The 6,880-nt window shown below is 58.7% G+C and carries 5 protein-coding genes; all 5 read left to right on the top strand.

Features of this window, described 5'->3' with window-relative positions:
• The 5 genes from MUU53_RS13450 to MUU53_RS13470 all read left to right on the top strand — a co-directional run bounded on the left by MUU53_RS13450 (position 1) and on the right by MUU53_RS13470 (position 6,752).
• Positions 1-1,368 (top strand): sigma-54-dependent transcriptional regulator, encoded by a 1,368-nt coding sequence (locus tag MUU53_RS13450; protein WP_210300805.1) that lies wholly within the window; start codon positions 1-3, stop codon positions 1,366-1,368.
• Between the two features lie 212 nt (positions 1,369-1,580).
• The gene (locus tag MUU53_RS13455; protein ID WP_247261346.1) at positions 1,581-2,561 is read left to right on the top strand and encodes a tripartite tricarboxylate transporter substrate-binding protein; all 981 of its coding nucleotides are present in this window, start codon (positions 1,581-1,583) and stop codon (positions 2,559-2,561) included.
• Between the two features lie 228 nt (positions 2,562-2,789).
• Complete coding sequence (locus MUU53_RS13460; RefSeq protein ID WP_247261347.1) at positions 2,790-3,251, top strand: tripartite tricarboxylate transporter TctB family protein; 462 nt, start codon at positions 2,790-2,792, stop codon at positions 3,249-3,251.
• Between the two features lie 10 nt (positions 3,252-3,261).
• The gene (locus MUU53_RS13465; RefSeq protein WP_247261348.1) at positions 3,262-4,767 is read left to right on the top strand and encodes a tripartite tricarboxylate transporter permease; all 1,506 of its coding nucleotides are present in this window, start codon (positions 3,262-3,264) and stop codon (positions 4,765-4,767) included.
• 293 nt (positions 4,768-5,060) lie between these two features.
• The gene (locus tag MUU53_RS13470; RefSeq protein ID WP_247261349.1) at positions 5,061-6,752 is read left to right on the top strand and encodes a sensor histidine kinase; all 1,692 of its coding nucleotides are present in this window, start codon (positions 5,061-5,063) and stop codon (positions 6,750-6,752) included.
• Positions 6,753-6,880: the final 128 nt, after the last annotated feature.

Consider the following 6,880-nt stretch of genomic DNA (forward strand, 5'->3'; position numbering starts at 1 on the left):
ATGCAGCGTGTATTACTGGCGGATGACGAGGAGGAGCTTCGCCGTTCCACAGCCCAGGCGCTGGAACTTTCCGGCTTTCAGGTCCAGACCCTTGCGAGTGCCGAACAGGTTCTGGAGCTCATCGGCTATTCCTTCGAGGGCGTTATCGTCAGCGACATTCGCATGCCCGGCATGGACGGCATGACCCTGATGCAGCGTGTCCGCGAACTGGATGCCGAAATCCCCGTCATTCTGGTCACCGGTCACGGCGATGTGCAACTGGCCGTCAAGGCCATGCGCGAGGGCGCCTATGATTTCATCGAGAAACCGTTCACCACGTCGCATCTGGCTGGCGTGTTGCGCCGTGCCCAGGACCGCCGCAACCTGGTGCTGGAAAATCGGCGGCTTCGCGCAGTCGCGGGCAAGCGCGACGATATCGAGACACGGCTGCCGGGGCGTACGCAGGTCATGGTCGATCTTCGCTACCAGATCCGCGCTATCGGTGCCGCGGACGCCGATACGCTGATCATTGGCGAGACAGGGGTCGGCAAAGAGGTGGTGGCCCGCGCCTTGCACGATGTCAGCGCCCGCGCCAACCGTCCCTTCATTGCCATCAATTGCGCGTCGCTGCCGGAAACCTTGATCGAGAGCGAACTTTTCGGGCATGAGGCAGGCGCTTTTCCCGGCGCTCTTCGGCCTCGCTATGGCAAGTTCGAGCATGGGCGGGGCGGTACGATCCTGCTCGATGAGATCGGGTCCATGCCCATTGATCTCCAGGCGAAGTTCCTGCGCGTCCTGCAGGAAAGGGTCATCACCCGGCTGGGCTCCAATGAGCCGGTAGGACTTGACGTGCGCTTCATTGCAACGAGCAAGGTGGATCTGGAGGCAGAGGTTGCCGCGGGCCGCTTCCGCGCCGATCTCCTTTATCGTTTGAACGTGGTGACCCTGCGGGTCCCCTCTCTGGCACAACGCCGGGCGGATATCCCGCTTCTGTTTCTGCAGCTCGTTCGCGAGGCGGCGGCTCGCTATGGCCGGGAAGACATGGATGTGCCGCAGGAAGTGGTCATGTCCGTTGCGCAACGGGACTGGCCGGGAAATGTCCGCGAATTGCGCAATGCAGCCGATCGTCTCGTTCTTGGTCTGGACATGCGACCCGGCGATGGCGGCGCGCTGGTCAAGCCGGAAAGCGGTCGCCTGGCGGACCGTGTTGCGGCGTTCGAACGGAACATCATTGCAGCTGCCATTTCCGCCAATGGCGGTGCTCTGAAGCCCGTCTACGAGCAGCTGGGAATCAGCCGAAAGACGCTTTACGAGAAAATGCAGAAGTATGGTCTCGACAAGAAACTTCTGTCTCCGGACGGGCTCGCGGAACTGGGCGAAGAGATCTGACGGACCAGGTGACGGCGTGATGGGTGGAAATCCACACATGGGGTGATCGGCTTGGGGCGGAATCCACCCATGATCACGCAGGGACAGGCACACTTGTGACCATTCGGTGGCAGGAAGCGGTTGCTCGCGCCCACGATCCTCAGCCACATAGTCGCCATCCGGTCGTTGCGGGAGGAGCCGCGACACCGTCGATTGTCATGAGGAGGATGACCATGAAGCTTTTTAAGGCTCTCGCTTGCGCAACTGCATTTGCCGCCGTTGCTTTCTCGTCCGTTGCACAGGCTGCCGGTTACCCTGAGCGGTCCATTACCATGATCGTACCGTTCTCTGCAGGTGGCCCGACCGATACGGTTGCACGCCTTGTTGCAGAATCCATGTCGAAGGATCTCGGTCAGCAGATCATCATCGAAAACGTCGGCGGTGCTGGCGGAACGCTCGGGGCCGGCCGCGTGGCGAAGGCGGATGCAGATGGTTACACGCTGCTTCTTCACCACATCGGCATGGCAACCAGCGCGACCCTTTATCGCAAGCTGCCCTATGATACGCTGAAGGACTTCGAATATGTCGGTCTCGTCACCGACGTCCCGATGACCATTGTCACCCGCAAGGACATGGCAGCATCGGATCTGAAGGGTCTCATCGAGTTCGCCAAGGCCAACAAGGACAAGGTAACGGTTGCCAATGCGGGTATCGGTGCCGCATCCCATCTTTGCGGCATGATGTTTATGAGCGCGATCCAGACCCCTTTGGTCACTGTGCCTTACAAGGGTACGGGCCCTGCGATGACCGACCTTCTGGGCGGTCAGGTCGACATCATGTGCGACCAGACGACCAATACGACGAAGCAGATCCAGGGCGGCACGATCAAGGCCTATGCCGTGACGTCCCCCAAGCGTCTTGACGTCCTGAAGGATGTGCCAACGGCTGTCGAAGCTGGATTGGCTGGCTTTGAAGTCGGCATCTGGCATGGTGTCTACACGCCGAAGGGAACGCCTGCTGCTGTCAACGAGCGTCTGTCCAAGGCGCTGAAGGTGGCGCTGAAGGATCCGAATGTTGCCGCCCGCTTTGCCGAACTTGGCACTGTGCCGTCCTCTGAAGCGGATGCGACACCCGCCGCTCTCAAAGCCAAGCTCGAGAGCGAGATTGCCCGCTGGCAGCCGGTGATCAAGGCCGCAGGCCAGTACGCGGACTAATACCGAACGTGCCGCACACCCAAAAAACGGGTGTGCGGCATTCTCTTCTCGCGGCTGGCTGGAACTGTGTGTCATGCGCATCATGACCCTTGCCCGCCGCCTGCCACGTCTGGCGTATCTGTCTCAGGATAGGGATCAATGTCCTGAAAGGTACGATGCGGGGAGCTTCAAAGGGTTAGAGCGTCGCCAGTGTGTCCGAATGGACGTCCGGCGTTCTGGGGAGGCATCATGAAATCTGTTGAATTTGACAAGACAAACGCCGTCTGTGGCGCGCTGTTTGTCGCCATAGGGCTGTTTTTCGGCTTCGAGTCGCTGGATCTGGAACTGGGTACGGCGTTTCGCATGGGGCCGGGTTATTTTCCGTTCCTGCTGGCCTGCGCGCTCGTGCTGCTGGGTGGCATCATTCTGTTTCAGGCGTTCCGCGTCGAACATGAGGGCATCGGCCCGATTGCATGGCGAGGACTTTTCTTCATCCTGCCGTCCGCGATTTTCTTCGGCCTGACCATTCGCGGGCTCGGCTTCGTGCCGTCGCTGTTCCTCACGGCCTTCATTGCAAGTTTCGCCTCATCCAGAATGACGCCCATTCTGGCGATCCTGCTCTCGGCCGGTTTGACAGTGTTTTCGGTCCTGGTGTTCGAATACGGCCTTGGCCTTCCATTCCGCACATTCGGCCCCTGGCTTGGCTTCTAGGAGATAGCCGATGGATCTTTTCAATAATCTTGCACTTGGTTTCTCCACTGCGACGTCTCTGGCAAACCTGTTCTTCTGCCTGATCGGTGTTCTGCTCGGAACCCTGATCGGCGTCCTGCCGGGGATTGGTGCGACCGCGACCATCGCCATGCTGTTGCCCATCACGTTTCAGTTGGAGCCGGTTTCCTCGCTCATCATGCTGGCCGGCATCTATTACGGTGCGCAATATGGTGGCTCCACCACGGCCATCCTCATCAACATGCCGGGCGAAAGCTCTTCGGCCGTGACCGCCATCGACGGTTACCAGATGGCGCGCAAGGGGCGGGCAGGGGCGGCCCTGGCTATCGCTGCGCTTGGCTCCTTCTTCGCCGGTACGGTCTCCACATTCCTGGTTGCCATCTTCGCGCCGCCGCTGACGAAAATCGCCCTGCAGTTTGGTGCTGCGGAATATTTCTCGCTGATGGTGGTCGGTCTCGTCTCGTCCATCGCGCTTGCATCCGGCTCCATCATCAAGGCGCTCGCCATGGTGGTTCTCGGTCTGCTGCTCGGACTTGTGGGAACCGACATCTATTCCGGCACGCCACGCTTCACGCTGGGCATTCGCGAATACTCGGACGGTCTGAACTTCGTCGCCGTCGCTGTCGGTGTATTCGGGATCGCGGAAATCCTGCGCAATCTTGAAGGCGAGAAGAACAGAACCGTACTGATGTCGAAGGTCAGCGGTCTTCTGCCGACCAAGGCCGACTTCAAGGAAATGTTTGCGCCGGTGCTTCGCGGAACGGCAATTGGTTCGGCGCTCGGTATTCTGCCCGGCGGCGGTGCCATCCTGGCCGCCTTTGCGTCCTACACGGTGGAAAAGCGTGTTTCGAAGAAGCCGGAGGAGTTCGGCCATGGTGCGATCGCGGGTGTTGCGGGTCCGGAATCGGCCAACAACGCCGGTGCCCAGACATCGTTTATTCCGCTTCTGACGCTTGGCATCCCGGCAAATCCGGTCATGGCGCTGATGGTGGGTGCAATGATCATCCAGGGCATTGTTCCCGGTCCGAATGTCGCGACCGAGCAACCGGCCCTGTTCTGGGGAATCATTGCTTCCATGTGGATCGGCAACCTGATGCTGGTCGTGCTCAACCTGCCGCTCATCGGGCTTTGGGTGAAGCTTCTGACGATCCCGTATTATGTGCTCTTCCCCATCATCATGGCCTTCTGCTCCATCGGGGTCTACAGCGTTAACTCGAACGTGTTCGATCTCTATGCGGTCGCCTTCTTCGGGTTCATCGGATACGTCCTCGTCAAGTTGCGGTGCGAACCGGCGCCCCTTCTGCTCGGTTTCGTGCTGGGGCCGCTTCTGGAGGAAAACCTCCGTCGTGCCATGATCCTGTCGCGCGGTGATCCAACGACCTTCCTGACGCGACCGATCAGCGCCACACTGCTGGTGATTGCCTTGGGTGTTCTGGTCATCGTGCTGCTGCCGAGCGTGCGCAAGAAGCGCGAGGAAGTGTTTCAGGACGAAGAATAGCTTGCCGGACGTTATCGCAGAATGCTTCAATTAGTTCAAACCCCGCTCTAGACAATCCGCCGCTGCTCTTTCGCCAGAGTGGCGGCGTTTTTTTGTTTTGCAGGCTCGAGTTGTAGCGCATTTGAACCAATGCGTTGTCACTTTGTATCCTGTACGGTGAACGTCTCTTGGTTCGTCAAGCGAACTCGGATAGAAGTATTGGATCGGTCGCCGTAAGGACCACTGGGGGGATAGAGACGATGATCGCCATAATGGTGATGTTCAGCCAAGGCTTCAGGGCTTAACTTCTCCACATGAAGAGGTTTTCCGGACTTCTGCCGACTGCTCCCATTGGAGCCTATCTCGTTGCATTGGCAGCCGTTATTGCCTTGCCGCTGATTGCCTTTGTGATCTTCCTCATTCTGCGGCTGGAAGCGCAGCAACGTGCCATTCTCAACACCGATACAAGGGATGATGCTCGAACCATTGCGCGCGCTATCGATCAGGAGTTGCGGGACGCGATCACGACCCTTAAGCTGATCTCCACCTCACCCGAACTCGATACGAACGACCTTGGCGGCTTTCATAACAGGACGCAGGTGAGTCTTAGGGGAAGCTCCCGATATGTTCTGGTTGCCGACGAGAAGGGTCAGCAGCTACTTAATACGCGCGTCGATTATGGAATATCTCTGCCCATATTGTCGGATCTGGAGACGTTTGCGCTTGCGAAGCAGACCGACCGGATCCAGGTTTCCAACATCCTTTTCGGCAATACCAGTAAGCGCTGGGTCTTCAACGTCATCCTGCCGCTCGGCGGACCTGCACGTGCATCCGGTGCCGCAGCACTCATCCTCACCCAGAATGCGGAGGACCTGCAGAGGCTGATGTCCACTGACGGTTTGCCGAAGGGGTGGTCTGTCGGCGTTCTGGACAGGCGGGGAAATGTGGTGACTGCCACCAATGCGGCTGCCGGGGATCCAACGCCGATTTCCTTGTCTACGCAAGCCCTTATGACCGGCAACAGCGGGACCATCGAGGGTGTGAACGGCAGTGACCGACTGATGTACGGCTATGCCAAGCTCACACCATGGGACTGGAAGGTCGTTGTCTGGGGTCCAATCAGTACAGCTCAGGCGACTATCGTTTCGACCTGGCGCTACTTTGTGATTGGCAGTGCCACCTTCCTGACCGTCGGTTTGCTGATTGCCTATCTGCTTGGGCGCCAGTTACGGACGCCCATCCGGCAAATCGCGGAAATGGCGGAGAGGATTGGCCGGGGTGAAATTGTTTCGCCTGTTGAGACACGGATAGCCGAAGCCAATCAGGTTGCGATTGCTCTGTCCAATGCCTCGTTCGATCGTAGCGAGGCCGAAGACCGGGCTCATCTGGTCATGCGGGAGCTTGTTCATCGTACGAAGAACATCATGACCCTCATACAGGCGATGATGCGGCAGCTAGCGCGCAAGGAAACCAATATCAATGTATTCCAGAGCGCCATAGGTGAGCGACTTCAGGGGCTAGGCCGATCGATCGAGATGCTGGCGCAGGAACAATGGGCTGGCGTTCCGCTGATGCGAGTCGTGGCGCTGCATCTGGAAGCTTTTGCCGAAGCTCGAAGCAGGGTGCGTGTCACCGGTCCGGACTTTGTACTACGCGCCGAAGCTGTTCAGAACCTTGGTCTCATCCTTCACGAACTGGCGACCAATTCGGTCAAGTATGGTGCCTTGTCAGCGCCGGAAGGTCGGGTTTCGCTAAGCTGGAGGGTTGAGGAGGTCGCGGAGGGGGAGCCGCGCATCATCATTGAATGGACCGAGCAGAATGGCCCACCTGTGCAGGAGCCTGCAACGACCGGTTTCGGAACGACAATCATCAAACGGCATGCGGCAGCAGCCTTCAGCGGGCATGTGGAGGTTGATTATTCGGAACATGGGTTCCGCTGGACACTTTCGGGCCCACGGCGGGTTTTCGAGCGCTGTCCGACCGAGGCGCAAAAGGAAGAGGCCTGATTTTCGGGGGAGCAGCGTTGCTCTACAGGAATTCGATAATTACAAATTTCCCCTAGGCGGTAGTGACGATTTAGCTATTTGAGCCAGATGGCGATGGCTGCGAGTTTGACGAATCCCATGAAGTTGGC

It is taken from the genome of Affinirhizobium lemnae (assembly GCF_022968395.1).
In the GTDB taxonomy this organism is placed as follows: Bacteria; Pseudomonadota; Alphaproteobacteria; order Rhizobiales; family Rhizobiaceae; genus Neorhizobium; species Neorhizobium lemnae.